Genomic DNA, 24,922 nt, shown 5'->3' with positions numbered 1-24,922 from the left:
GCGCGAGTGAGAAGGCCTTTGGTCCGACCATGGAACGTTCGGGTATGGACGAGTACGAGGTCGTCGTCGCGGGCGTCCGCGACGTCGGGCAGGATACGATCGCGATTGACGTGGAGACGCCGGCGGGTTTCGACGCGCTCCCGGGACAGTTCGTGGTCGTGCAGGCGCCGGTCGACGGCGAGCTGGTGGACCGGTACTACACGATCTCGTCGCCGAATACCGAGGGGACGTTCGAGATGACGGTCGAGATCGACCCCGACGGTGACGTGACGCCGTGGCTCGCGGACCTCGAGGCTGGCGACGAACTCTCGATGAAGGGGCCGCTCGGGGAGACGTGCTACGACGACGAGGGGGACGTCCTCGCGGTCGCGGGCGGCCCGGGCGTCGGGCCGGCGGTCGCCATCGCGGAGCGCGCGGTCGAGCACGGGCACGAGGTCGCGCTCGTCTACGAGGACGACGGGTTCGCGCACGAGGACCGCCTCGACGCGCTCGCTGACGCGGGTGCGGCGGTCGAACTGCTCGACGAGACCGCCGAGGGTCGCGAGAGCGCGCTCGCGGACGCGGTCGCCACGCACGTCGACCTCGGGGACGCGTTCGTCTTCGGGTTCAACGAGTTCTGTGGGACGGTCCGGGACGCACTGCGCGACGCGGGCCTCGACGACGACGCCATCCACGTCGAGAGCTTCGGGTAACACGGAGACGGCGCCGGGCGACGCGAAATCGAAGCGGCTTAGTCCCGGGCTCGTTTCAGGACCTGTTCCATGCCGCCCGAGTACGTGAACCGCGATGCGGTCCGCGAGCGCGTCGACAGGCTGCTCTCCGAGTACGGCCGCGACGGCGTCGCGGTGACGACGACGCGCGAACCGCCCGACGAGGACTTCGAGACGCTCCGGGGGTACGCCGAGGACGGCTACCTCGGTGGCGGGTACTGCGTCGTCGTCCGCGAGGAGACCGACCACCCTGGGTTCTCGGACACGATGCCGGCGGACGCGAGCACGGAGGGGCCGCGCGCGCTCCTCGCGCTCGGTCGCCACGGCGAGACCTGGGGGCCAGCCGGCGGCGGTCGCGAGGCCGGCGAGACGTTCGAGGCGGCGGCCGAGCGCGAGGTCCGCGAGGAGGCGGGCGTCGACTGCACGGTCACCGACGTCCTCCTCGTCCGCCGAGTCACCGTCGTCGACCCCGACTCGAGCGACGAGATACATCTCGTGTACGTCGTGTTCGAGGCCGATTACGACGGCGGGAGCATCGACATGCAGGAGACGGAGGTCGCTGGCGCGGCGTGGTTCGACGCGCTGCCCGCGAACCGGCATCCGTACGTGCGGCCGTTCGCGTGGCGGTGGTCGGCGTGACTGTCCGCGACCGCGTGGAGCGGGGGTGGTCGGCGTGACGGCCCGCGACCGCGTGGAGCGGGGGTGGTCGGCGTGACGGGCGTCGGCGGCGACGAGCTCCTCGGTGGCGTCGTGTCCGCGGCGGACGTCGCGGTGCGCCTCGCCGCGCTCCACGAGCGATTCGGCGACTTCCCGGTGCGCGAGACGGACCGCGAGAACGCGCCGGAGTACTTCGACGCTGGCGTCGACCGCGCGCTGTCCGGCTGGCGCGGCGACGCTGGTGCGTTCGTCACCGACGCCGACGGGCGCGTCCTCCTCGTCCGGCACGCGGACGCCCCAGAGCGCTGGGGGACGCCCGGTGGCGGCCACGAGGCCGGCGAGGACTTCGCAGCGACCGCGCGCCGAGAGGTCCGCGAGGAGACGGGCGTCGACCCCGAACTGACTGGCGTTCACGAGGCGGTCCGGACCGAGGTCCGCCACGAGGACGACGCCGAGCGGACGTTCACGATGCTCACCGTGCACTTCGAGGGCGTCGTCGGTGCCGCCGAACCCGCCCTCGTCGTCGTCGACGACGAGATCCTCGAAGCCCGCTGGTTCGAGACCCCGCCGGACGCGCTCCACGAACACTGCCGCGAGTGGGTTCGCGAGACGCTCGACGAACACGCTGGCCGCTGAGTCGAAGCCGTCTCTGGTGCTCGCGATCGCTCCTCGCGCTGGCGGGGAACGATTCAAGTTCCGGCGCGCTGTAATCTAGCGTATGCCAGACGCAGCAGACGACGAGCGGGACGTGGACTTCGTGCTCGTCGAACCGGACGACGCCGAGGACGGCGAGGAGGAGGAGACGGGGTTCGTCATCGTTCGCGACACCGACCTCGTGCCCGTCGACGAGTCGGACGCGGACCGGCCCGCGGTCGTCAGCGGCGAGGAGACCGGGTTCGTGGTCCGAGACCCCGAGACCGAGGAGACGGGGTTCGTCATCGTCCGCGACACCGACCTCGTTCCCGCGGGCGACCCGACGCGGAACTATCCGGCCGTCATCGAGGACGTCGAGACGGACTTCGTGCTCGTCGAATCCGACGACTCGGAGACCACCGATTTCGTGCTCGTCGACCCCGAGGACGCCGACTTCCACCGGGACACGGGTCTCGTTCCCGTCGACCCGGACGACTACGCGCTCGACACGCGCCAGCCGAACCCGAAGCGGAACGGCCAGCACTGACCGCTCCCACGCTCGCCGGCGGTGGTCGTCGCCAGCGAACCGGTTCTCTCAGTGCTCGACGAACTCGACGAGGACGCCGCCCGTGGACTTCGGGTGGCAGAACGCGACGTCGTGCCCCCACGCGCCCGGTCGTGGTTCCTCGTCGATGAGGTCGACGCCGAGGTCGCGAGCGTTCGCGAGCGCGGCCTCGACGTCGTCGGTGGCGTAGGCGACGTGGTGGATGCCGCCGTCGCGGTCCTGGAGGTACTTGGCGATCGCGCCCTCGTCTCCGAGGGGTTCGAGGAGTTCGAGGTAGCCGTCGCCCGTCTCGATGAAGACGACGAGCATCCCGTCGAACTCCTCGCGGTGGACGCGTTCGGCGTCGAGGAGGTCGACGTAGAGGCTCGCGAGGTCGTCCGCGTCGGTCGTGGCGATGCCGGCGTGGTCGAAGTGCATGTGCGAGCATGCGGTCGGCGAGGAATTAAGTCCGGGGGGTCCACGAGACCGGGCGGGACCGGCCGGGCCGAATCTCTGCGCGCGGGAACCGACCCACAGGGATTTGTACGAAGCGTGCAACACTGCGGGCATGGACCCCGCCGACATCCGCGCGGACACGCCAGCGCTCCGGGAGACGACGTACCTGAACACGGGCGCGAGCGGCCCGAGCTCGCGGCGCGTCGTCGACGCCGTCGAGTCCTGGTACGAGCACCACGAGTACGAGACGCCCGCCGGCGACGGCATGTACGTCCCCGCGTTCGAGTTGTTCGACGACGTCCGCGAGACCGTCGCCGGGCACGTCGACGCCGACCCCGTCGAGGTCGCACTCACCGGGAGCACGACCGACGGCATCAGTCGCCTCCCGCTCGCGATGGACTGGGACGAGGACGACGTCGTCGTCCGCACCGACGCCGAGCACGCCGCCGGTATCCTTCCCTGGCGACGGCTCCGCGACGAGTACGGCGTCGAGGTGCGCGTCGTCGAGACCGACCGCGGCCGCATCGACTCCGACGAGTGGGCCGACGCCGTCCAGGGTGCGACGCTCGCGACGTTCTCCTCGATCTGCTGGACGACCGGCACGCTCGCACCCGTCCGCGAACTCACCGAGATCGCGCAGGACGCCGGCGCCAGGGTGCTCGTCGACGCCGTCCAGTCCACCGGCCAGCACGACTTCTCCGTCCACGACTGGGGCGCGGACGTCGTCGCCGGGAGCGCGCACAAGTGGCTGCTCGGCCCGTGGGGCGCCGGCTACATGTACGTCGACGAGGCGTTCGCGGAGACGCTCGAACCCGCCCAGCTCGGGTACCGGAACCTCGTCGACCCCTACGCCGACCACTACGAGTACGAGGCGGGCGCGAAGCGCTTCGAGTTCGGGACCGTCGCCCCCGCACCGTACGCCGGCCTCGCGGAAGCCATCGAGATGATGGAATCCGTCGGGCTGGATACGGTCGAGTCCCACAACGCCGAACTCACGGATTACCTCAAGGCACACCTCGGCGACGACCGGCTCGTCTCGCCCCGCGAGTACCACTCCGGGCTCGTCTCCTTCTCCGACCCGGACCCGGAGGCGACCGTCGAGCGCGCTGCCGACGCCGACGTCCAGATTCGCTCCATCCCCACCGCCGGCGTCGTCCGCGCCAGCCTCCACGTCTACAACACCCGCGAGGACGTCGACGAACTCCTCGCCGTCCTCGACGCGAGCGAGTGAACGTCCGGGCGACCGACTGAAACGCCGACCGACCGACTGAAACGCCGACTGACCGACTGAAACGCCGGTTTCAGCTACCCGAAGAAAGTCACCCGTGGCCGTCGACCACTCGTGCATGAAGCGACGCACGCTCCTGGCGTCCCTCGGCGCGGCCAGCGGTGCCCTCGGAACCGCTGGCTGCCTCCAAGGAATCGGTAGTCCGACGACGACCGCCGGAACGACCGACACCACCACGCGCAACGGCACCGACACCACCACGCGCGACGGCACCGATACCACCACGCACGATGACGAGCCGACCACCGACGGCGAACCGACGACGGACGACGAGCCGACGGACGACGATGCGACCACCGACGACCGCGAGGACTGGCCGCGGTCGGGCGACCCCGTCGAGACGCTCGCGATCAACGACCGCGACGGCCTGTCGTTCCCCGAGAACAACCGTCCGCACTCGCTCGTCCTCTGGAACGCGGTCGACCGCGAGCGCGACGTTCGCGTCGAGTGGACCGACGGCCGCACCGAGGAACTCGAACGACTCGACGCCGTGACCGTGCCCGCGGACGGCCTGCTCCAGGTCGACCTCCAGGTGCCGACGCGGTACGTCGTCACCGTCCGCGCCGACGACGGCCGCCTCGGCGAGATACGCGTCGGCCGCGACCTGTTCGACTGCAACGAGTCCGCAGGGCGGTACGCGCTCCGCGAGTCCGAGCTCGAGGACTACGGCGTCGTCAGCACGGCCGCGGGCTGTCCCGCACCGAGCGTCGCCGAGACGTCGCTGACCGCGGGCGACGGGGAGTGTGGGAACCGCGAGGACGAGACGGCGGTCGCAGGCTACGGCGACCAGGTCATCCGCGTCGAGGGCACCGTCCCCGCACCGGACCCCTGTCACGACCTCGCCATCGCCGGGCTCGGCTACGACGAGAAGACCCGAACCGCCCGCGTCGTCGTCGCGGCGACCGCTAGCGACGACGGCTGCGTGCAGTGCGTCGGCGCCATCGACTACGAGGCCACCGTCGCGTACGAGCACGACTTCCCGGACCGCGTCGAGGTCTACCACCGGAGCTGGGACGAGGAGCGCCGCGTCGCCACCGCCGCCTGGAACGACGACGTCTGAGTTCACATGAACAGACGCACCCTCCTCGCCGCGCTCGCCGCAGCAGGTGGCGCGGCCGGCACCGCTGGCTGCCTCCAGGGCTTCGGCGCGGACCCTGGCACGGAACCCGCATCGAGCGCGACCGACCGACCGGCCGACGACGGCACGACCGAACCCGCGACGACCCGCGAGGGCGACGCGCGCGAACCGAACGCACTCGACCCGGACTGGAACCCCAGCGGCGGTCCCGTCGAGTCGTTCGCGGTCGGCGACCGCGACGCGGTCGCGTTCCCGGACGCGAACCAGCCGCACGACGTCACGTTCTGGAATCGCGTCGACCGCGAGCGCGACGTCCGCATCACCGTCGTCGACGGTGCGACCGACACCGGGCGGACGCTCGGCCCCGTCGCCGTCCCCGCCGGCTACACCGTCGAGCTCTCGCTCCAGGAGCCGACGCGGTACGCGCTCGCCCTCGCGGTCGACGACGAACCGTTCGGGACCGTCGTCGTCGGCCGCGAGTGGTTCGACTGCAACGACTCCGGCACCAGTTACGGCCTCGGGAAGACCGACGTCGTCGACTACGGCACCGCGAGCACGCTCGTCTACTGCGCGCGACCCGAGGTAGCGACCACGAACGTCGACGTCACCGACCGTGGGTGCGCGACCGACAGCGACGCGAGCGCGACCCTCGCGTACGACGGCGAGCGCGTCCGCGTCGACGGTACCTTCATTGCGTCCAACCCCTGCCACGAGCTCTCGATAGCGACCGCGACGTACAGCGACGAGCGCAGGACCGCGACCGTCGTCGTCGACGCCACCCACCCCGACAAGGCGTGCCAGGACTGCATCGGCGCACTCGACTACCAAGCGACCGTCGACTTCGACCACGACCTCCCCGACCACGTCCACCTCCACCACCGCGACGCCGACGGCGACACCGAACGCGTCGCCACCACCACCCGGAACGACCACTGAACAACGACAAAACGAGACCACCAGAAACGGCGACCTAGGGGTCGCCGTATGCTGGAGGAGTCAGTTAGAGCGCACTCCCGGGTTGGTATTCGCCGAAGACGTCGCGCATGACGTCGCAGATCTCGCCGACGGTCGCGTACGCCTTCACGGCGTCGACGATGTACGGCATCACGTTCTCGTCCCCTTCGGCTGCGTCCTCGAGTGCCGCGAGCGCCGCGTCGACCGCCTCGTCGTCGCGCTCGGTTTTCACCGATTCGAGGTTCCGGACCTGCTTCTCCTCCTCCTCGGGCGCGACCTCCTCGATGTCCATCTCGGGCTCCTCGTCGACCTGGAACTCGTTCACGCCGACGATGACGCGTTCCTTCTCCTCGATCTCCTGCTGGCGGTCGAACGCGACGTCCTGGATCTGGCGCTGCACCCACTGGGACTCGATGGCTTCGCGCATCCCGCCGCGCTCGTCGACCTCGTCGAGGATGGCGAACGCGTCCTCCTCGACCTCGTCCGTCAGGCTCTCCACGTAGTAACTCCCCGCGAGCGGGTCGATGGTGTCCGCTGCGCCGGACTCGTGTGCGAGGATCTGCTGGGTCCTGAGCGCGGTCCGCACCGACTTCTCGGTGGGGAGCGACAGCGCCTCGTCCTTCCCGTTCGTGTGCAGGCTCTGGGTGCCACCGAGGACGGCTGCGAGCGCTTGGTACGCGACGCGGACGACGTTGTTCTCCACCTGCTGTGCCGTCAGCATCGACCCCGCGGTCTGCGTGTGGAACTTGAGTTGCTTCGACTTCTCCGACTCGGCGTCGAAGCGCTCCTCCATGATCGTCGCCCACATCCGGCGGGCCGCGCGGAACTTCGCCACCTCCTCGAAGATGTTGTTGTGTCCGTTGAAGAAGAACGATAGCTGCGGCGCGAACTCGTCCACGTCCAATCCCGCGTCGAGCGCGGCCTTCACGTACTCGATGCCGTCACCGAGCGTGAACGCGAGCTCCTGAGCCGCCGTCGACCCCGCCTCGCGGATGTGATAGCCGGAGATGGAGATCGTGTTGAACTTCGGCGTCTCGTCCGCGCAGAACTCGAAGATGTCCGTGATGATGCGCATCGACGGCTCCGGCGGATAGATGTACGTGTTCCGCGCGATGTACTCCTTCAGGACGTCGTTCTGGATGGTCCCCCGGAGCTCCTCGCGGTCCACGCCCTGCTGGTCGCCGACCGCGATGTACATCGCCAGCAGGACGCTCGCGGGCGCGTTGATCGTCATCGACGTCGACACCTCGTCGAGCGGGATGCCCTCGAACACCGTCTCCATGTCCGCGAGCGTGTCGATGGCGACGCCGGACTTCCCGACCTCGCCGGCGGACATCGCGTGGTCGCTGTCCCGCCCCATCTGCGTCGGCAGGTCGAACGCCATCGACAGCCCCGTCTGGCCCTCGTCCATCAGGTAGTTGAAGCGCTCGTTCGTCTCCTCGGGCGTCCCCATCCCGGCGTACTGGCGCATCGTCCACAATCGGCCACGGTACCCCGTCGAGTACACGCCGCGCGTGTACGGGTCCTCGCCGGGGAACCCGAGGTCGTCGTCGTAGTCGAGGTCGGCGACGTCGTTCGGCGTGTACAGTCGCTCGACCTCGTGGCCGCCCGTATCGGTCGTGAACTCGTCCTCTCGTTCGCCGAAGCGCTCCAGGACGGGGTCGACTTCCGACTCTTCCCAGTCCTCGCGTCCCTCCCGGATCGCTTCGAGGTCGTCCTGGTCGAACATACCAGAACCGTCGGTCACCCGCATCATAAATCACCGCGATTACGGCACGACGACGAGTTCCCGAGCGTTCACGGGCTCGTTCACCCGCCGAGGACCGACGCCTCCTCGCGTCGGGTCGCGGCCGCGACCAGCGTGCTTTTGGAACTCCACCCCTGAGCGTCCAGTATGGACGCGCTGCCATCGGAGGGGAAGGACGTCAACCGGCTCCGGGCCGTGCTGTACATCCTCCCGTTCGTCGCGATCGGCGTCGCCGACGTCGTTCTCCTCCTCTTCTGGGGACTGGACCCCCTCTGGGGGTTCCTCATCCTGCCGCCCATCCTCGCCATCTCCCTCCTCGGCTACATCGGGTTCAAGCACGGGTTCATCCGCGACATCGGCGAGGACTCGTACGGCGAGGAGGACGACGACCCGCCGCGAGACACCCAGTTCTGAACGCATGCCGGACATCGTCTGGCATCGCGCCGACCTGCGCGTTCCCGACAACCCGGCGGTCGCGGCCGCCGGCAGCGACGCCGTCCCCGTGTTCGTGCTCGACCCGGCGTTCCTCGCGGACGGGCTGGCGTGCGACGCCCGCATCGAGTTCCTCCTCGAGTCGCTCGCCGACCTCGACGCCCAGTACCGCGAGCGCGACGGCGGTCTCCTCCTCGCCCACGGCGACCCGCTCAGCGTCCTGCCAGCGCTCGCGGACGCCCTCGACGCCGACGTCCACTACAACCACCACACGACCGCCCGGTACGGCCGCGAGCGCGACGAGCAAGCTCGGGCGGCACTCGGCGACCGCCTCGTCGGGCACGTCGCGGACGCGATACGGCGCGACGCCGACGACCCGCGCGACGGCTGGAGCAGTCACGCCGAGGCGTACATGGAAGCCGACCGGTTCGCGGGCCCCGAGCGCGTCGTACCGCCAAAGGAGGCGCTGGACGCCGCAATCGACGACGAACAGACGCTCAACGACGACCAGGCGCTCGACGACGACGCCGTCGAACTCGACGTGTCGCTCGACGAGATACGGGACCGGTACGACGTCGACCCCGAGAAGACCGGCGTCCAGCGGGGCGGTCGCACCCCTGCGAAACGACGGCTCGAGCACTTCGTCGCGAACCTCGACGCGTACCCCGAGAGCATCTCCTCGCCGACGGCGGCGCGCGAGCGCTGCTCGCGGCTCTCGCCGTACCTCGCGATGGGTTGCCTGAGCGTCCGCGAGGCCTACCAGGCCGCACGGGACTCCCCGCACGGCCAGGGCCGGGAGCGGTTCGTCGAACGCCTCTACTGGAACCAGCACTTCCGCCAGAAGCTCCAGGACTGGCCGCGAGCGACCGAACGAGCGATCAACCCCGTCATGCGTGGCCTCCACCGCGACCGCCACGACCCCGACCTCGTCGACGCCTGGAAACGCGGCGAGACCGGGTATCCGCTCGTCGACGCGTCCATGCGGTGTCTCGTCGACACCGGCCACCTGAACTTCCGGATGCGCGCGCTCGTCGCTACGTTCTACTGTCACGTCCTCCAGTGCTGGTGGAAGCCCGGCGCGGACTTCATGTACTACCACCTCGTCGACGCCGACGCCGGCATCAACTACGAGCAGTGGCAGATGCAGGGGAACCTCACCGGCATCCACCCCGTCCGCGTCTACGACCCCGCGAAGAACCAGCGCGAGCACGACCCCGACGGCGACTTCGTTCGCGAACACGTCCCCGAACTCGCGCCCGTTCCCGACGCGTATCTCGCCGAACCCTGGACGATGTCGAGGGCCGAGCAACGCGAGTGCGGCGTCGAACTCGGTACGGACTACCCGCGTCGCGTCGTCGACTTCGACGCGCGCGCCACCGACACCCGCGACCGGTTCTCGCGACTCGCCGACCGCGCTCGCGAAGCCCTCGAGGACCCCGCAATACGACGGCGCGCAAGCCTCTCCCGACGGCACGAGACCGTCGACGACGACCCCGACGAGACCGGGCAGGCGAGCCTCGGCGACTTCTGACCCTCTCGCAGGCGAAGACGCGAGAAGCGGACGCTAGCGGCCCGTGTCGTACTTGTACGTCGCCGTCTCCTCGTCGATGCCGAAGTCCTCCGCGGAATCCTCCGCGTCCGGCGGCTCCTCGTCCTCGTTCGCGGTCTTGAACCGCTCGCGGAACCGCGGCGGCACCGAGAACGACTCGACCGCGAGTCGCATCGGCGTCGCATCCGGCGCCACCGCCTCGCGCTTCTCCTCCAGGCGCTCCGCGAGCGCCGCCGGTAACTCGTCGGCGGACATCGTCTCGAACCCGAACTGCGCGAGATACGTCGCCTCGTCCGTCAACGCGTACACCACGTCGAACCCTTCGTCGCTCGCGTACTCCACGAGGCGCTCCACGACGTGCGCGCCCACGCCCTGCTCGCGCCACCCGTCGAGCACGCCGATGCTCGTCATCTCGCAGACGTCCTCGGGCGCCCGGTCGGTCCGCCCGCTCTGCGTGCGCTCGCGCTCCTCGGCCTTGTGCACGCGGATGCGACCGAACCCCGCCTTCGCGTTCGAGCCCTCGTCGACCGCGATGACGTAATCGCGCGACCGGAACGCCGTGTCGTCGAGCCCCATCTCCTCGATGCGGTCGAGCAACCAGACCTCGTCCCTGTTCTTCGCGTCCCGGACGTACATGCCAGTCCCTACGCTGTCGGCGACAATAGAAGTTGTCCCACGCGTGGCACGTCCCCGAGTGACCCGCACGCCGTCGCGTCCGCCGTGAGACCGACTCCCGCCTGCGGGTCCGGCGAACGCGCGTTCCGCGCTCCGCGAAGGGAAAAGTAAAGGAACGCCCCTCCTTCCGTTCGCGTATGGACTTCAGTCTCTCCGCGGAACAGAAACAGATCCGGGACATGGTCTCGGAGTTCGTCGACGAGGAGGTCGTGCCCCAGGCCGCCGAGATCGACGAGACCGACGAGTTCCCGCGCGAGCTCGTCGACGAGATGGGCGACCTCGGCCTGATGGGGATGCCGTTCCCCGAGGAGTACGGTGGTGCTGGCCTCGACTACCACAGTTACGCGATCGGTATCGAGGAGATCTCGCGAGGGAGCGGTGGCCTCGGGACGGTCGTCGCCGCGCACATCAGTCTCGCCGGGAACATGCTCTACGAGTTCGGCGACGAAGCCCAGAAGGAGGAGTACCTGACGCCGCTCGCGGAGGGCGACGACATCGGCGCGTTCGCGCTCAGCGAACCGCAGGCCGGGAGCGACGTTCCCGCGATGGACACGACCGCGGAGAAGGACGGTGACGGGTACGTCATCGACGGCGGGAAGCTCTGGATATCGAACGGCTCGGTCGCGGACACCATCACGGTGTTCGCGAAGACCGACCCGGACGCCGGCAACAAGGGCATCTCGAGCTTCGTCGTGCGCCCCGAGGAGGACGACGGGTTCATCGTCGAAGGCACGGAGGACAAGCTCGGTGACAAGGGCTGTCCGACCGCGGAACTCCGCTTCGACGGCTGCTACGTTCCCGAGGACCGCCTCATCGGCGAGGAAGGCCGCGGGTTCGTGCAGGCACTGAAGACCCTGAACGGCGGCCGCATCACGATCGCCGCGCGCTCGGTCGGTATCGCTCGTGCCGCACTCGACGAGGCGCTCGACTATGCGCAGGAACGCGAGCAGTTCGAGCAGCCCATTGGCGAGTTCCAGAGCATCAAGCACAAGCTCGCGGACATGGACACGAAGGTCCAGGCCGCGAAGATGCTCATGCACAAGGCCGCGGACAAGAAGATTCGCGGCGAGGACTACATCAAGGACGCCGCGCAGGCGAAGCTCTACGGGAGCGAGATCAGCCGCGAGGTCGCGAACGAAGGCATCCAGATCCACGGCGGCTACGGGTACACGAAGGACTTCCCCGCCGAGCGCTTCTACCGGGACGCGAAGCTCAACGAGATCTACGAGGGGACGAGCGAGATCCTCCGGAACACCATCGGCGACCACCTCCAGCAGTAGCGACGGAAGGTAACCCTCTTTACGGTCCACGCGGAACGTCCGACTGCAGTCCCGTGGTGTAGTGGCCAATCATAATGGCCTTTGGAGCCATTGACGGCGGTTCGAATCCGCCCGGGACTATCCTGCTGCGAACGAACGTGAGCAGCAGGTCGTCCACCGGGTGGATTCGAACCAGGGAGCAGTTTGCTGCGACCGTGGTTCGATATCCGCCGGGGACTATCCTGTTGTGAACGAACGTGTGGAGTCGAGTCGTCCATGGTGCGATTCGGGGCAGGGGGCGTCGTGCTGGGACCGTGGTTCGATATCCGCCGGGGACTATCCTGTTGTGAACGAACGTGTGGAGTCGAGTCGTCCATGGTGCGATTCGGGGCAGGGGGCGTCGTGCTGGGACCGTGGTTGGGGTTCGGGGTTTTCTGGAGGTTGGGAGGAGCGTGAGTGAGTGAGTGAGTGCGTCTGGTTCTGGTTCGGCGGGTTGGTGGGGTGTGGAATCGGTTGGGGGTTGGTGCTGTGGGGTGGTTCTGCCGTGGCCGGAAGGCCTATACGGGGGTGTGTCATGCGTTGTGGTGTACCGTGTTCCAATCGTGCCAGAACTGTCAGGCGACCATCGACGAGTACCTGTTGGACAAACAACTCGAAGGGCTGCGTGATCTCACGGTCGACGACTTCAACGTCTGTACGGACTGCGTGACAGTGGTAGCGGACGCGTGCGGGGAGTGCGGCGGCGCGGTGTACGTTCCGCGAACGGAGAGCGAGGAACCGGACATCTGTCCGGCGTGCCGGTCCGAGCTCCTCCAGGAGACGGGATGCGACCCCGGCTGGCAGTGCGATACGGTATCGACCTGAGGCGGGTCGACTCGCGGTTCTCGATTCTCGCCGCCCGTCAGCGGTGCGTTTAGGCGGCGGGCGGCGTAAACGTGTGACATGGCTTCCATCGCGGAGTTCACGCTCGAGGCGGACGCGTTCCCGCTCGGTGCGACGTTCGAGGTGGCGCCGGCGGCGACGCTCGAACTGGACCGCTTGGTGCCGGTGGGCGACACGGTGATGCCGTTCTTCTGGATACACGTTGCCGGCGAGGAAGTGGACGTAATCCGGGAGCGGTTGGCGTCGCTCGCGGAGCTGCGGTCGGTGTCGGTCCTCGAGCGGTTCGCGGACCGCGGGCTGTTCGAGGCGGAGTGGCACCCGGGGCACCTGGGGCTCATGCAGGCGATCGCGGCGGCGGACGTGACGGTGGTGTCGGCTTCGGGGACTGCGGACGGGTGGGTGTTCGAGTTGCGGGCGGCGAACGCGGACCGGCTGCGGGCGTTCCGCGACAACTGCGAGGCCGAGGGCATCCCGGCGTCGCTCCAGCGCGTGCAGCGGTTGGCGTCGGCGTCCGGTGGCGAGTTCGGCGTCACGGCACCCCAGCGCGAGGCGCTCGTGTTGGCGTACGAGCGTGGTTACTACGACTCGCCGGCGAGGACGTCCCTGAGCGACCTGGGTGCGGAGCTCGGTATCACCGGGCAGTCGGTGGGGTCGCGGCTGCGGCGCGGAACGGCGACGCTGCTCTCGAACACGCTCGTCGACGGTACTTGAACGCGTTTCACTTGAAGAACGAACGGTCAACCCCCGGTGGTCCTAACGTATCGCATAGATGCATTCTGGTGAACGACCGGACGCGACCGCTGCCCCGAACGGCGACGACGCGGAACGGCTGCTCGGTGTGGCGTCATCGGGAGGTGGTGGGGGTGGCGACGTACCGCCGTCCCAGCGGGTACTGCGGACGGTGGCGTCGCTCCTGAACGTGGACTCGCTCGAGTTGCCGCCGCTGTACGAGTCGGTGGACCCGGACGCACTGGACGCGTTGTTCGCGGAGCCCGACGGGCTCTCCGGGACGCGAACCGGGACGCTCTCGTTCGCGTACGCCGGCTGTACGGTGTTCGTCGACGGTGACGGTAGCGTGACCGTTCGAGAGGGCGGCGTGGAGAGCGGGACGTAACGGCGTTTCTCGGGTGTCGTGGTCAGGTGTCGTCGACGCTGGCGACGTGGTCGTACGCGATGGAGCTGGCGATGAGGAGGACCTCGAGCGCGAAGAGCGCGAGCGTCAGCCGGAGGAGGCCGCCGCCGAACGTGGCGGCGTTCCCACCGCCGGCGAACGCGAAGAACGCGGCGACGGCGCTCGCGCCGAGCGTGTACGTCGCGAGCGTCCAGAGCGTCCGGCGGGCGCCGTAGAGCGGGCCCTGTGGGTCGAACCAGCTGTCGGGGAGTGCGTTCTCGCTGTCGTCGACGTCGTCGCCGCGAACGGTCTCTAGCTGCATGTTCCCGCAGCGGTCACACGGCGGCGTGTGCTTCGGGACGGTCTTCCCGCAGTTCGGGCAGCGGAAGGCGACCGCGTCGATGCTGTAGTCCTCGCCGTCGTCGTCGTCGACGTGGCGGACGTCTTCGCTCGCGCACTGCAGGCACGGCGTCGTCTCCTCGTGGTAGGTTGCACCGCACGTCCGGCAGACCCACTCGTCCATGCGCCGACTAGGGGGTGGTGGCGAATACGTCCTGCGTTCCCGGGGGATGCGTGGTGGTGCGAGCGCGTCACGGGTGGGTCGTGAGCGCGTGTCGTGGTGGCGACGATACCGGGGTGCTTTTCCCGCGGCCTCCCCCACGTTGCTGGTATGGGTTTTGGTAGCTACGACGAGTCCGAACAGAAGGACGACGACACAGACTTCGACGACGACGACGCGGTGAACGTGCACGAGTCCGAGCACGACGGCGACGTCTCCTTCGAGTCCGAGCTCTCCAACGAGGAGCTCGTGGACCAGCTGTCCCAGATGAAGGGCAGCGACGACGACTGACGTCCGGGCGGTCGCGTCGACGACCGAGGCCGACGATTCGAGCGAATCTTTCTCGCGGGTGCGTGGACGACGGCGACGAGCAGGGCCACAATCGACGGAACAGGACCGCTGCGTGCGACCCGGGTTACGGCGTCCAGAAGGCGTCGGGCCCGTGGTCGTCCTGCCACGCGAACGCGAACAGGCGCCGAGCCGGGAGGCGTTCGAGCGTCCGGCCGTCGTCGCTCGCGCCGGTCGCGCCCGTCCAGCGGGCGTCGTCGGCGACGTACGTGTCGGGTTCGACGGTGCGTTCGAACGCGAACCCGGGGTTCTCGTAGGCGTGCACGCCGTCGCTCGTCGCGAACGCGACCACGTCGACGTCGCCGACGGTCGCGTGCGCGACGCTCCCGTTCGCCGCCAGTCGGTCGAGCGGGAACCCGAGCGCGTCGCCGTCGCGTTCCACGCCGAGGACGACCTCCTTCGGCGCGATGTCGTCGCGGTCCCACTCGCGTTCGTCGCCGGTCCCGCGGTGCGCGCCCAGCCCGAACCCGTCCATCTCGAAGTACGACTCGTAGGGCGCTTCGTCGTAGTCGACGGGCGCCGGGTCGTCCGTGTCGCTCGCCGCTTCGCTCTCGCCACCCGGCGCGGCGAGCACCTCGCCGTCCGGGTTCGCGTCGCGGAACGCACCGACGGTCGTCATCGCCGCCGGGAGTACCTCGAGGGCCGTGCCTTCGAGCGGCCCGGCGATGGCGGTCCCCGTGGACTGCTTCCACTCGCTCTCGGTCTCGCGGTCGTACATCACGAGGTCGTCGTCCGCGAGCTTCCCGCTCACGCCGAACTCGAGCACGCGCTCCCCGTCGTCGCTGTCGACGCGTCGTTCCCGCGAGCGATGCGAGCGGGAGCCCGTGGCGGCTTCGCCGACACGACGGTCGTAGACGACCGCGCTCCCGCAGAGCGGACACCACGTCACCGCAACCGGGTCGTCGCCGACGACCGCGTTACAGATCTCGTGGTAGTGCAGGTAGCGGATGGGGAACGCGCGCGCCGGGTCGCCGTCGACGGAACCGCCGCTCGCGGTTCCGTCTGCTCGTCGCGTCGGCGACGCGACGGTGTCGACGACGACCACCTCGTCCCCGGGGTCGCCAGCGTACTCGCTCACCGGTTCGTACGTCGGGTCGTCCACGCTCGGGATGGCGTCCCGCGGGAGGACGTCCTTGATGTCCATACGCTGGCGTGCACCCTGGGACCGTGAAAACGTTCGGATGTGCGAGCTGGCCGCACGAGGGAGCGTCCGGGCGCCGTCGTGAGTGCTCGCTCAGTCGAGTTCGAACCGGACGCGTTCCTCGCCCTTCCCGGCGGTCTCGCGGCCCGTCACGGTCACCGCGCCGACGTCGCCGGTCCCGGTGACGTGCGTGCCGGCGCACGCCGTCCGGTCGATGGGGTCGCTGGCCGCGTCGACGCGCTCGCAGTGCCCGCGCGGCCCGTCGCCGCCGATCTCGACGATGCGGAGTTCGGTGATGCTGTCGGGGAGCAGGTCGATGCGCGTCCGGTCGGTGTCGAGCTCGTGCTCGGCGGTGTCGCGGTCCATCGTGTACCAGCGGACGGGTTCGTCCGCGTCGACGAGGTCGCGGAGTCGCGATTCGATGGTTGCGAGGTCGTCGTCGTCGAAGCGGTCGTACTCGCAGTCCAAGCGGGCGCGGTCCTCGTAGAGCTGGTTCCCGGTCGTTCGCGCGTCGAACTCGTCGAGGAGGACCGCCGAGAGGAGGTGTTGGGCGGTATGGTACCGCGAGTGCGCGGTCCGGCGCGCGTCGTCGACCACGCCGACGACGTCGTCGCCGACGGCGAGGTCGAGCGCCTCGTCGGCGTCCACGGCACCGTCGCCGTCCAGGTCCAGATCGAGATGGTGTTCGAGTTCGTCGGTCAACTGGACGTCGACGACGTCGAACTCGTCGGTCTCGGTGCGGAGGACGCCCGTGTCGTGGGGTTGCCCGCCGCCGGTCGGATAGAACTGCGTCGCGTCGAGCACCACGCGGTCGCCGCGGACGTCGGTCACGGTCGCCGCGAACTCCCGGACGCTCGAATCGTCGAGGTAACGTCGCTCGGTCACGGTCGCTCGGAGGGCGTCGTGGAAGATAAGTGTGGGGTGTCGAAACGCCTAAGAGTTGAACGGGCGTTTTTAGAGACAACAATGACCAAGCACAGTTCGATTGCGGTTCTTCTTCGAGGTGGGAACGCGTGGGCGTCGAAATAAAGGAAGGGCGCGTCACCGACGAGGAGTTCGCGGACATGAAGCAGTTCGTGTACGACTACCTCGCGGCGAGCGTCGAGAACGAAGAGGAGGGCGGCCGGATGCGGTGGTATCCGTGGCACTCCGCGGAGTACCGCTACAATCACATCCTGAACGTCGTCGAGCTCTCCGGGAAGATCGCGGAACGGGAGGGCGCGGACGTGGACGTGACGAAGGTCGCGGCGCTGTTCCACGACATCGCGAAACTCGACGCCGACCAGGACGTGCACGCCGAGGAGGGCGCGCGCGTCGCTCGCGAGTACCTGGAGACCCGCGGGTCGTTCCCGGCGTCGTTCGTGGACGAGGTCTGTCGGAGCATCGAACTCCACTCGTACCAGGACGAACTCGGTGACCTCCCGATGGAGACCCAATGCCTCATCGAGGCGGACATCCTCGACAAGGTCGGCGCGAACGGGACGGCACTGATGCTCCTCCGGATGGGGTACGAGGCGCGGACGCACATGGATAGCGCGGAGATGGTCGAACGCGTGCTCGACCGCGGCGAGGACGCCGTCGAACGCATCGAGTCCGACACCGCCGAATCCATCGCGCACCAGCGGCTGAAGCGCGTGAAGTGGTTCCGCGAGTGGCTGCAGGGCGAGGTCGCGGAGATGGACGTCGAGGAGCACGACGTCGACCTCCGCTGAGCGTCGAAGAGTACGACGTCGACCGCCGCTGAGCGTGAGCGGTCGTCGCTGATTCTCCCGGGGAGCGTTCAGAGGAGGGTGCTGGCGGCGTCGTAGAGGAAGACGACGCCGAAGCCGGCGAGGACGACGGCGCTGGCGGCGGCGACCGTGGGCGCGAACTCGTCGACGCGTCTACCGGCGGCGACGAGCGAGGCGGGGAACCCGCCGACCCAGCAGAGGATGCCGAGGAAGAACCCGGCGATGAGCGCTGGACTGCCGGTGGTGACGACGAGCACGCCGTCGAGCGCCCCGCCCACGTACGGCGTGTGCGAGAGGACGTCGACAGTTCCGGGCTGGAGCATCCTGACGCCGACGGTCAGCCAGAACACGATCTGGTAGGGATTCGTGATGGCGAGCGCGAACGCCTTCGTGAACCCGCGTTTGTCGGCGTCGACGCGCGACGCGGGCGTCTCTGTGGCTGCCGGCGTCGTCGCGTCGCCCGGCGCGTCGCCGGCGGTCGCGGGGTCGACGCCGAACGCGGCGCCGTCGCGGACGTCCCCGAGCGCGCCGTACGCGAAGTACAGCATGAGGACGCCACCGCCGGCGACCATCGCGGCCTTCAGCGTCGGTGCGGTCTCGACGAACTCGACGACGCCGACCGCGGCGAGGACGAAGAACGCTGCGTCAGCGGTGAACGCGCCGAGGCCAGCGCTCGCACCCGCTCGCCACCCGCGGACGACGCTCTCCTGGGCGATGACGGCGTTCATCGGTCCCGGTGGCGCGGCGAGCGCGAGTCCGAACACCGCGCCGAGCGCGAGCGTCGCGACGAGAGACACCATTCTCGTTCGTCTATGACCGACCGCCCGAAAAGTCCGTCGTCGTCGGCGACCCGTGCGCGAGCAGGCGTCAGCCCGCGGACGTCAGAGCGCGACCGCGAGCGCGGCCGGAACGATACCTGCGACCGCGTCGACGAGCGGTGCGAGCACGGCCGTGACCGCGGCGACGAAGCGCTCCCAGAGCGAGACGCCGACGACGAGCGAGAGCGCGGTATCGAACGCGAAGAACGCGAACACGCCCGCGCCGACGAAGTGGGCCTTCCGGACGTCGAACCGATGACTGAACGTGTAGAAGAAGTACGCGTTCGCGATACTCACGGGGATGATGGCGAGCATCTCGCCGACCCAGATGCCGGCGCGCGCACCGTACTCCGCGGCGAGCGTGATGGTGATGATCTGGGTCTTGTCACCGAACTCGCCGGTGAGCATCATCGCGAATATCGGGACGAACCCGCCGAGCGCGTTCGGGACCTGGCGGCCGAACACGGTGACGTCGTCGACGTCGCCCGCGAGCAGGCCGCCGGCGTCGTCGGCGTGCACGACGCCGCCGTCGGTCTCCGCGCCGACGGCTGCCTCGCTCGCGGATTGCCCCTTCTCGGGGGCGGAGCGCACGAGAAGCACGGCGAACAGGAGGAACATCGCGCCCGTGAACACGCTCAGCCAGACGCCCGGGAGGACCTGCTGGACGAGGCTCCCCGCCTGTATCTCGACGACCGTCCAGAGCGCGAACGCGCTCCCTGCCGCTGCGACCACCACGAGCGGGTTGTACCGCGTGGAGAGCCCGGCGATGATGAACTGGACCTTCTCACCCGGCAGGACCGTCAACTGCGCGACGAGCGCGATGACGACGAGCTCCCAGAACGGAACCGCCGTCACGCATCGAGCACCTCGTCGTTCTCCGCGTCGTCGCCCGCAGCGTCCTCCTGTCGGCCGTCGCCAGTAGCGTCCTCCTGTCGGCCGTCGCCAGTAGCGTCCTCCTGTCGGCCGTCGCCCGCAGCGTCCTCCTGTCGGCCGTCGCCAGTAGCGTCCTCCTGTCGGCCGTCGCCCGCAGCGTCCTCCTGTCGGCCGTCACCAGTGTCCTCGGGGTCGCGGACCTCGATGGACGCGGCGACCGCTTCCGGGAGGCTCTGTTCGGTGTCGCCGACCGCGACCGTCACCATCCCGAACGGCGCGACCGACAGGACCTCCACGACGGTCCCAGGGGTGATGCCGGCGTTCTGGAGGTACCTGAGCTCCTCGTCGTCCCGGTCGCTGACGCGCGCGACCTCCACGACGTCCCCGGCCTCGTGGTCCGCGAGCCGCGTGTGGCCGCTCGCCTCCGGCTCGCTCAGGTCCGCGCCCGGGATCGGGTCGCCGTGCGGGTCGACCGTCGGTTCGCCGAGCGCCGCCGCGAGCCGCCGCTCGAACTCCTCGCTGATGTGGTGCTCGAGGACGTCCGCCTCGTCGTGCACCTCCGTCCAGTCGTACTCCAGGTGCTCCGTGAGGTACGTCTCCAGCAGTCGATGATGACGGAGGACCTCGAGCGCGACCGTCCGCCCTTCCTCGGTCAACTCCACGCCCTTGTACTTCTCGCGGTCGACGAGCCCGCGCTCGGCGAGCTTCTCGACCATGCTCGTCACCGTCGGCGAGGTGACGTCCAGATGCTCGGCGATCGCGGACGTCGCCACCGGCGGGTCGTGCTCGTCCTGGAGCTCGTAGATCGCCTTCAGGTAATCCTCCATCACGTCACTCAACATTCGCTCACGGGAATTTAGACGCGTCTAACCCAAAAAAGAGTCGGTCGCGAAAGGAACGACGAGGGCGTCAGAAGTCCTCGTCGAGTATCTCGCCGACCGCGAAGTTCGACTTGACCTCCGTTATCTCGACCTTGACGCGCTCGCCGACGTCGGCCCCTGGCACGATGATGACGTACCCGCGTTCGACGCGAGCGATACCGTCACCTTGCTTCCCGATGTCCTCGATCTCCACGTACCGGGTCTCGCCGCGCTCGACGGGCGGCTGGGGCTCGGACGGCGACGGCTCGTCGCCGTCGTCGGTCGACGAGGACCGTTCCCGTTCGATGAGCGCGACGCGATACGTGTCGCCGGGGGCGACGGTCCCACGTTCGACCTCTCGCTTCGGAATCTCGACCGTATAGGAGTCGCCGTCGTCGGTCACTTCGGCGCTGAACAGACACAAGAGCTTATCAGATATTTCCACAGTGAACCCTCGTCCGTACCTGGCAGCGGCGACACCTTAGAACTACCGCCAACGACGGCGTAACTTTGCCGGAGACCCACCCACGCGGGCTCCATCCCCGATACCGTGGAGTCGGTGGTCGCGTGTTCCGGAGTTTCGCTCCGGTCAGGGCGAGGGCTGGCCGTGGCGCGCGGCGTCGTCGACCGTCGCGAACCCCTCCAGGCCGACGTCGGCGTCCACGGGCAGGTCGTCGGTCGACTCGTAGGGACGGTTCACGACGACGTCGCCCGCGGTCCCCGAACCGATGCCGGGAATCGCGGTCAGCTCGTCCATGCTCGCGGCGTTCACGTCCAGCGGGTACGGGACGCCCGTCACGGAGCGATACCCGTGGTCGACGATGACGACGTCGCGGACCGCGCCGAGTTCGCGCTCGCCGGGAATCCCCACGAGGAGCGGGTACGTGCCGAGCTGGCGGCCGAACGTCCGCCCGTCCTGATGGTACTCGAAGTGGACGTCCGGGAGCACCGTGCCGACGGGCGCGACGCGCTGGAGCATCGGGTTGTCGACGGTCTCGCGGACCTCGCGCTTGTACGCCTTGAACTGGCGCTTGTGGTCGAGCGCGATGCTCGCACCCGTCTCCGCCATGTCGGTGCCCTCGAACGCCATCACCTGCCGGATGTTCACGCGACGCAGCATCAGACCGGCGTCCAGTACGCGTTCGAGGAACTGCTTGTTCAGCTCGTAGGTCTCCTCGGTCTCCCCGTCCAGGCCGTGCAGGAGGTTGATGCCGGGGAGGAGCTTCGGGAGGTGCGGGCTCGACGCTCCGCTCCCGTCGCCGTACGCGCCGGCGTCCGCGCCGGTCGGAACGTCCGTCGACGGCCCCGTCCCGGGTTCCTCGCCCGGCCGCCACCCGCCCTCCTCGTTCACGATACGGACCGCCTCGAAGCACTCCTCGGCGGTGACGTTCAGCTCGTTCTGCTCCTGGACGACCGGGTCCGCGGACTCCAGGCCGAACGCGGCCGTGTCACCGGGCGTGTTGTGCTTCGCGATGATGCGGATGCCCTCGCGGGACAGCTCCGGCCACTTCACGACCGTGATGGGGTTCATGTTGTCCAGGTGCAGCGTCTCCAGGTCGGGCGCGACCTCGCGGATACCCGCGTAGAGCTGTCTGAGCGCCGTTGGATTCGGCTTCTCGCCGTCGCCGCCGTACGCGAGGATGTCCGCCTGCCGCCCGATGCGGAAGTGCTTCACGCCGCGGTCGCTGAGTGCGTCCACCTCGCCCACGACGCTCGGCGGCGTCCGGAAGTCCGGGTCGCCGTACATCGGTTCCGTACAGAACGAGCACCGGTACGCGCAGCCCCGGGACGTCTCCAGCTCCGCGATGAGGTACTGGGGGTGATTCGGGTGCTGTTCGACGACGAACGCACCCTGGCTCGCCCACCGGTCGACCTCCGCGACGTCCCGATACCGGTCGTTGAACCCCTCCAGTCCGTTCCGGACGAGGTCGTACGCGGCCGCCTCGACGTCCGCCATCGCGAGGAAGTCGAAGTCGAGGTTCTTGCGCTCGGTCTCGGTCGCACCCGCGTTCTCCTCGCCGACCCCGAACCGGACGGGGCCACCCATGACGCTCGTCCCGTTCGCCGTCCACGCGAGCTCGCGGACCTCGTCCGGCTCGGCGGGCGTCCCACCGACGTACTTCCCCGGGACGGTCATCCCGCCGATGTACACCATGAGGTCCGCCTGCTCGACGTCCAGCCACTTCGAGCGGTCCTCGCGGAGCTCGTCTATCGTGTGGTACGTGACGTTCTCCTCGGGGACCCCGGCGTCGACGAGCGCGCCAGCCGTGTACCGCGGGTACGTCGACACGTACGGCGGCACCCCGAAGTGCGCCGGTTCGTCGACGTAGCCGTCGACGAGGGTCACGTCGACGTCAGCAGGGTCGGTCATACACCGTGATTGACGGCCGAACGGTAAAACGCGTGCGGAACGAGCGCTCGGGAGCGAGCGACCGGGGCCAGACGGGAGCCAGCGTCGGTCGACGGGTGACCCCACCGACCGCACCGACGACACTGCTGCCTCCGAAAACCCCTTTCCCGTCGCCCCCGTAGCGACCGACATGCCCGCCACGAAGGAGGTCCGCTGCACGAGCGACGGTTGCGAGCTCGACATGTTCGAGAACCACTACACGTACGACATCGCGGACGACCACACCGTCGGGGACCTCGCGTGCCCGCTCTGTGGCGGGAGCGACTGCCTGGAGGAGATCGAGGTATGAACTTCGGCGAGGTGTCGCGGTCGGTCGGGAACCGCGTGCTGGAGACCGTCGGTCGTGCCGCGAGCCGCGTTCAGGAGTCGAAGCCGCTGCCCGCGGACGTCCTGGAGAGCGACGACGCGTACCTCGTGGTTTTCGACGCGCCCGGCGTCGCCCAGACGGACGTCCAGGTGCGGTACGTCGACGGCGCGGTCGAGGTCCAGATAGACCGGTTCCGCGAGTTCTACGACGACCACGAGATGCGCGTCCCCGGCCGCGGCATGAGCCTCGACGGCCGCGCGGACCTCCCCGCGGACGCGCTCGTCGACGCCGACGCGTCCACGGCGACGCTCCGCGCGAACGGCACGCTCGAGGTCCGCGTCCCGAAGCGCGAACCCACCGAGGGCGAGCGCGACGCGAGCGCCGGCACCGTCGAGATAGCGACGCCCGACGACGACGCCGAAGCGGGCGACGACGATCCCGAAGGCGACGCCGGCTTCGACGAGGACTCCACGGACGTCTGACCTGCTCCCAGATTCGAGGAGATCATACAACGGGTCGCAAAGATTCTACACAAGATTTAGAAATTACCATCCGTTGTTTGCTGTCATGTCGCCCTCCAGTCGTCGGTCGGTGCTCCGAGCAGCGGCAGTGGGAACGACCCTCATCGTTCCGGGGTGTAGTTCGATAGGTGGGTCCGCAAAGCCACCCGTCGATATCAACGTCTTGAATTCGACACCCGTCCCGGTGAGGATTGAGCTGTCGGCGCGGACGCAACCAGAACCTGATGGCGAGGTCTTGTTTTCGGACGTGTTCGAGTTGTCGCCATACAAGCCGGGGACGCAGACGAAGGGGTCGTCCATGGAACGAGTGAACGCGTTTGCGGCGAACGAGGCCCTGATAGTCTGCCACTCTCCGAACGACGAGCGGTTTTTCAAATTCGAGCCATCTTGCCAGAACACGGACGAACTCGATGAAGGGTTCACCGTCGAATGGGCAGACAACGGGGACACAGGTGACGAACTCCGATATCGTCAGTCAACCTGTTCTGGCTGAATTATGGAAGTCTCAAGGCTAAAACCCCGCCCTTCAGGGCGGGGATACAGCCGACAATTCCTACACAACCAGCCGTCGATGGCACGGCAGGATATTCCACGTCTCTGTCGTTAATCTTAATACTAGAGTCTTCATAAGTGCTTATGAACACAGTGCGATGCTGGAGACAACCCGTACCTATCGAGCGAAAATCGTCAACCACCAACAGGTGAGTGGCGACCTCGATGACTGCGGGCACTCAGCCTCGAAACTGTGGAACGTCGCTCGCTACCACATCCAACAGGAGTGGGATGATACTGGTGAGATTCCGTCCGAAGCCGACCTCAAGCGCGAATTAAAAGACCACGAACGCTACAGTGACCTACATTCTCAGTCAAGTCAGCGCGTTCTCGAAGAACTCGCTGAGTCGTTCAACGGTTGGTTCAATAAGCGCAAGAACGGCGACACAGACGCGAATCCACCGGGATACCGAAAGCGAGGCGACAACCATCCACGCTCCACCGTGACGTGGAAGCAGAACGGCATCAAGCACGATTCCAAGCACAACAAACTCCGTCTAAGCAAAGGATTCAACCTGAAGAACCACCGCTCGGACTTCATACTCGCAGAGTACGAAACACGACCGGACGTGGCCGTGGAGAACATCCAGCAAGTGCGAGCCGTGTGGAACGGCGATCGTTGGGAACTACACCTCGTCTGCAAGGTCGAAATCCCCGTCGAGGACGCTCCCGGCGACAACACTGCTGGAATCGACCTCGGAATCAGCAACTACCTCACCATCGCCTACGATGATGGTGATTCGGAGTTGTATCCGGGGAACGTGCTGAAGCAGGACAAACACTACTTCACCCGTGACGAGTACGATACGGAAGGCAAAAAGGGCCCGT

The 24,922-nt window shown here is 68.2% G+C and carries 29 protein-coding genes, 1 tRNA gene and 1 pseudogene; 20 read left to right on the top strand and 11 right to left on the bottom strand.

The window, feature by feature from the left end:
* Positions 1 to 44 precede the first annotated feature (44 nt).
* The 4 genes from LI336_RS04605 to LI336_RS04590 all read left to right on the top strand — a co-directional run bounded on the left by LI336_RS04605 (position 45) and on the right by LI336_RS04590 (position 2,547).
* Positions 45 to 692: a ferredoxin--NADP reductase gene (locus LI336_RS04605; RefSeq protein ID WP_227131469.1), complete on the top strand. Its 648-nt coding sequence runs from the start codon at positions 45 to 47 to the stop codon at positions 690 to 692.
* Between the two features lie 69 nt (positions 693 to 761).
* Positions 762 to 1,349 (top strand): NUDIX hydrolase, encoded by a 588-nt coding sequence (locus LI336_RS04600; protein ID WP_227131468.1) that lies wholly within the window; start codon positions 762 to 764, stop codon positions 1,347 to 1,349.
* A 63-nt stretch (positions 1,350 to 1,412) separates the two neighbouring features.
* Complete coding sequence (locus LI336_RS04595; RefSeq protein WP_227131467.1) at positions 1,413 to 2,003, top strand: NUDIX hydrolase; 591 nt, start codon at positions 1,413 to 1,415, stop codon at positions 2,001 to 2,003.
* Positions 2,004 to 2,085: 82 nt separating this feature from the next.
* The gene (locus LI336_RS04590) at positions 2,086 to 2,547 is read left to right on the top strand and encodes a hypothetical protein (RefSeq protein WP_227131466.1); all 462 of its coding nucleotides are present in this window, start codon (positions 2,086 to 2,088) and stop codon (positions 2,545 to 2,547) included.
* A gap of 48 nt (positions 2,548 to 2,595) precedes the next feature.
* Here the strand turns inward: LI336_RS04590 and mce are convergent, their stop codons facing one another.
* Positions 2,596 to 2,982, bottom strand: a complete 387-nt coding sequence (mce, locus tag LI336_RS04585; RefSeq protein ID WP_227131465.1) for a methylmalonyl-CoA epimerase — start codon at positions 2,980 to 2,982, stop codon at positions 2,596 to 2,598.
* A 130-nt stretch (positions 2,983 to 3,112) separates the two neighbouring features.
* Between mce and LI336_RS04580 the strand changes: the two genes are divergently transcribed.
* The 3 genes from LI336_RS04580 (at position 3,113) to LI336_RS04570 (ending at position 6,302) form a co-directional block, all read left to right on the top strand.
* Positions 3,113 to 4,231, top strand: a complete 1,119-nt coding sequence (locus LI336_RS04580; protein ID WP_227131464.1) for an aminotransferase class V-fold PLP-dependent enzyme — start codon at positions 3,113 to 3,115, stop codon at positions 4,229 to 4,231.
* Positions 4,232 to 4,346: 115 nt separating this feature from the next.
* A complete protein-coding gene (locus tag LI336_RS04575) occupies positions 4,347 to 5,348 on the top strand; it encodes a hypothetical protein (RefSeq protein WP_227131463.1) in 1,002 nt (333 codons plus the stop codon).
* 6 nt (positions 5,349 to 5,354) lie between these two features.
* A complete protein-coding gene (locus LI336_RS04570; protein WP_227131462.1) occupies positions 5,355 to 6,302 on the top strand; it encodes a hypothetical protein in 948 nt (315 codons plus the stop codon).
* 64 nt (positions 6,303 to 6,366) lie between these two features.
* Here LI336_RS04570 and LI336_RS04565 read toward each other — a convergent pair whose 3' ends face one another.
* The gene (locus LI336_RS04565; protein WP_227131461.1) at positions 6,367 to 8,049 is read right to left on the bottom strand and encodes an acyl-CoA mutase large subunit family protein; all 1,683 of its coding nucleotides are present in this window, start codon (positions 8,047 to 8,049) and stop codon (positions 6,367 to 6,369) included.
* A 165-nt stretch (positions 8,050 to 8,214) separates the two neighbouring features.
* Here LI336_RS04565 and LI336_RS04560 point away from each other — a divergent pair, with 165 nt between their 5' ends.
* Together LI336_RS04560 and LI336_RS04555 are read left to right on the top strand one after the other, a co-directional pair.
* Complete coding sequence (locus LI336_RS04560; protein WP_227131460.1) at positions 8,215 to 8,481, top strand: DUF8142 family protein; 267 nt, start codon at positions 8,215 to 8,217, stop codon at positions 8,479 to 8,481.
* Between the two features lie 4 nt (positions 8,482 to 8,485).
* The gene (locus LI336_RS04555) at positions 8,486 to 10,030 is read left to right on the top strand and encodes an FAD-binding domain-containing protein (protein WP_227131459.1); all 1,545 of its coding nucleotides are present in this window, start codon (positions 8,486 to 8,488) and stop codon (positions 10,028 to 10,030) included.
* A gap of 33 nt (positions 10,031 to 10,063) precedes the next feature.
* Here LI336_RS04555 and LI336_RS04550 read toward each other — a convergent pair whose 3' ends face one another.
* Entirely contained in the window at positions 10,064 to 10,684 is a 621-nt protein-coding gene (locus LI336_RS04550) for a GNAT family N-acetyltransferase (protein ID WP_227131458.1), read from the bottom strand.
* Positions 10,685 to 10,860: 176 nt separating this feature from the next.
* Here LI336_RS04550 and LI336_RS04545 point away from each other — a divergent pair, with 176 nt between their 5' ends.
* The 5 genes from LI336_RS04545 to ddfA all read left to right on the top strand — a co-directional run bounded on the left by LI336_RS04545 (position 10,861) and on the right by ddfA (position 13,978).
* Positions 10,861 to 12,003, top strand: a complete 1,143-nt coding sequence (locus LI336_RS04545; RefSeq protein ID WP_227131457.1) for an acyl-CoA dehydrogenase — start codon at positions 10,861 to 10,863, stop codon at positions 12,001 to 12,003.
* 47 nt (positions 12,004 to 12,050) lie between these two features.
* Positions 12,051 to 12,123 (top strand) — tRNA-Gln (locus LI336_RS04540).
* A 450-nt stretch (positions 12,124 to 12,573) separates the two neighbouring features.
* Complete coding sequence (locus LI336_RS04535) at positions 12,574 to 12,846, top strand: DUF7571 family protein (protein ID WP_227131456.1); 273 nt, start codon at positions 12,574 to 12,576, stop codon at positions 12,844 to 12,846.
* A gap of 78 nt (positions 12,847 to 12,924) precedes the next feature.
* Positions 12,925 to 13,575: a helix-turn-helix domain-containing protein gene (locus tag LI336_RS04530; RefSeq protein ID WP_227131455.1), complete on the top strand. Its 651-nt coding sequence runs from the start codon at positions 12,925 to 12,927 to the stop codon at positions 13,573 to 13,575.
* 58 nt (positions 13,576 to 13,633) lie between these two features.
* Entirely contained in the window at positions 13,634 to 13,978 is a 345-nt protein-coding gene (gene ddfA / locus LI336_RS04525) for a DdfA family disk-determining factor (RefSeq protein ID WP_227131454.1), read from the top strand.
* Positions 13,979 to 14,000: 22 nt separating this feature from the next.
* Here ddfA and LI336_RS04520 read toward each other — a convergent pair whose 3' ends face one another.
* Entirely contained in the window at positions 14,001 to 14,498 is a 498-nt protein-coding gene (locus tag LI336_RS04520) for a hydrogenase maturation nickel metallochaperone HypA (RefSeq protein ID WP_227131453.1), read from the bottom strand.
* 147 nt (positions 14,499 to 14,645) lie between these two features.
* Between LI336_RS04520 and LI336_RS04515 the strand changes: the two genes are divergently transcribed.
* A complete protein-coding gene (locus tag LI336_RS04515; RefSeq protein ID WP_227131452.1) occupies positions 14,646 to 14,825 on the top strand; it encodes a DUF5786 family protein in 180 nt (59 codons plus the stop codon).
* A gap of 124 nt (positions 14,826 to 14,949) precedes the next feature.
* On the opposite strand, the gene LI336_RS04510 is transcribed toward LI336_RS04515, so the two are convergent.
* On the bottom strand, positions 14,950 to 16,026 hold the full coding sequence (locus LI336_RS04510; RefSeq protein WP_227131451.1) for a DUF3179 domain-containing protein: 1,077 nt from the start codon (positions 16,024 to 16,026) through the stop codon (positions 14,950 to 14,952).
* Positions 16,027 to 16,116: 90 nt separating this feature from the next.
* Positions 16,117 to 16,908: an alanine--tRNA ligase-related protein gene (locus tag LI336_RS20330; RefSeq protein ID WP_227131450.1), complete on the bottom strand. Its 792-nt coding sequence runs from the start codon at positions 16,906 to 16,908 to the stop codon at positions 16,117 to 16,119.
* A 128-nt stretch (positions 16,909 to 17,036) separates the two neighbouring features.
* Here LI336_RS20330 and LI336_RS04500 point away from each other — a divergent pair, with 128 nt between their 5' ends.
* Entirely contained in the window at positions 17,037 to 17,735 is a 699-nt protein-coding gene (locus LI336_RS04500) for an HD domain-containing protein (RefSeq protein ID WP_227131449.1), read from the top strand.
* A 68-nt stretch (positions 17,736 to 17,803) separates the two neighbouring features.
* Here LI336_RS04500 and LI336_RS04495 read toward each other — a convergent pair whose 3' ends face one another.
* The 5 genes and pseudogenes from LI336_RS04495 to LI336_RS04475 form a co-directional block, all read right to left on the bottom strand.
* The gene (locus tag LI336_RS04495; protein ID WP_227131448.1) at positions 17,804 to 18,553 is read right to left on the bottom strand and encodes a LysE family translocator; all 750 of its coding nucleotides are present in this window, start codon (positions 18,551 to 18,553) and stop codon (positions 17,804 to 17,806) included.
* An 81-nt stretch (positions 18,554 to 18,634) separates the two neighbouring features.
* On the bottom strand, positions 18,635 to 19,426 hold the full coding sequence (locus LI336_RS04490; RefSeq protein WP_227131447.1) for a TMEM165/GDT1 family protein: 792 nt from the start codon (positions 19,424 to 19,426) through the stop codon (positions 18,635 to 18,637).
* A 200-nt stretch (positions 19,427 to 19,626) separates the two neighbouring features.
* A pseudogene (locus LI336_RS04485) lies at positions 19,627 to 20,286 on the bottom strand (metal-dependent transcriptional regulator); the annotation flags it as partial.
* Positions 20,287 to 20,353: 67 nt separating this feature from the next.
* The gene (locus LI336_RS04480; RefSeq protein ID WP_227131446.1) at positions 20,354 to 20,749 is read right to left on the bottom strand and encodes a TRAM domain-containing protein; all 396 of its coding nucleotides are present in this window, start codon (positions 20,747 to 20,749) and stop codon (positions 20,354 to 20,356) included.
* Positions 20,750 to 20,893: 144 nt separating this feature from the next.
* Positions 20,894 to 22,675 (bottom strand): radical SAM protein, encoded by a 1,782-nt coding sequence (locus tag LI336_RS04475; protein ID WP_227131445.1) that lies wholly within the window; start codon positions 22,673 to 22,675, stop codon positions 20,894 to 20,896.
* 169 nt (positions 22,676 to 22,844) lie between these two features.
* Here LI336_RS04475 and LI336_RS04470 point away from each other — a divergent pair, with 169 nt between their 5' ends.
* The 4 genes from LI336_RS04470 to LI336_RS04455 form a co-directional block, all read left to right on the top strand.
* Positions 22,845 to 23,003, top strand: coding sequence for a DUF7559 family protein (locus LI336_RS04470; RefSeq protein WP_227131444.1), 159 nt, complete (start codon positions 22,845 to 22,847; stop codon positions 23,001 to 23,003).
* Positions 23,000 to 23,503: an Hsp20/alpha crystallin family protein gene (locus tag LI336_RS04465; RefSeq protein ID WP_227131443.1), complete on the top strand. Its 504-nt coding sequence runs from the start codon at positions 23,000 to 23,002 to the stop codon at positions 23,501 to 23,503. The genes LI336_RS04470 and LI336_RS04465 overlap by 4 nt, the downstream gene beginning before the upstream one ends.
* An 85-nt stretch (positions 23,504 to 23,588) precedes the next feature.
* A complete protein-coding gene (locus LI336_RS04460; RefSeq protein WP_227131442.1) occupies positions 23,589 to 24,035 on the top strand; it encodes a hypothetical protein in 447 nt (148 codons plus the stop codon).
* 157 nt (positions 24,036 to 24,192) lie between these two features.
* The coding region (locus LI336_RS04455; protein WP_227131441.1) for an RNA-guided endonuclease InsQ/TnpB family protein at positions 24,193 to 24,922 on the top strand (730 nt) is incomplete at its 3' end.

It is taken from the genome of Halorubellus salinus, from assembly GCF_020567525.1.
GTDB classification, from domain to species: domain Archaea; phylum Halobacteriota; class Halobacteria; order Halobacteriales; family Natrialbaceae; genus Halorubellus; species Halorubellus salinus.
The sequence above is the reverse complement of the archived record's forward strand: the minus strand, read 5'-3'. Positions and strand labels throughout refer to the sequence as shown.